The sequence below is a fragment of the Gilliamella sp. B14448G11 genome (assembly GCF_016101765.1).
Classification (GTDB): Bacteria; Pseudomonadota; Gammaproteobacteria; order Enterobacterales; family Orbaceae; genus Gilliamella; species Gilliamella apicola_N.
Map to the genome: position 1 here is coordinate 1 of NZ_JACFPX010000048.1, position 478 is coordinate 478.

General features: G+C 32.2%; 1 protein-coding gene. It reads left to right on the plus strand.

Translation table 11 applies throughout. From position 1 onward, the window contains the following. Positions 1-50 precede the first annotated feature (50 nt). Positions 51-478, plus strand: a 428-nt coding sequence (locus tag H3S88_RS13125) for a DUF6708 domain-containing protein (RefSeq protein ID WP_232354032.1), incomplete at its 3' end; no start/stop codon positions are given.

Here is a 478-nt window from a genome sequence, read left to right on the forward strand (position 1 = left end):
GAAATGATCAGATTTTTTATACATATCTTTATTTTATTTGTATTATTGGGATGAATATTCTAATTGTTGGTATGGTTATGTTTATGTTTATTTTTGGATTTGATCACGAACTAACACTAATTGGAATAATTGGTTTTATTACTTGTAGTTTTGGTTTATATCTAATTATTCCTGAATTCTACCAGAATGCATTTTCACGCCACTGTAGTCCAATTATATTTAATCGTAAGACGGGTAAAGTGTATGTTAATGAAAGTTACTTTTTTAACTTTAAAGTATTACGGCACCCAAAAGTATTTTTACAACCGAAAAAACGTCGCATACAAGAGTATGATTGGAATGATATGCATGGCGTAATTATCCATAATTTTTCACGCAATGCTTTAACCTCAACGGTGTTAATGGTGTGTCAACCCGGTACACATCAGGTTATTGACCATGTTATGTTAGATCCGGCTCAACCCGGAGCAGGTAGTTT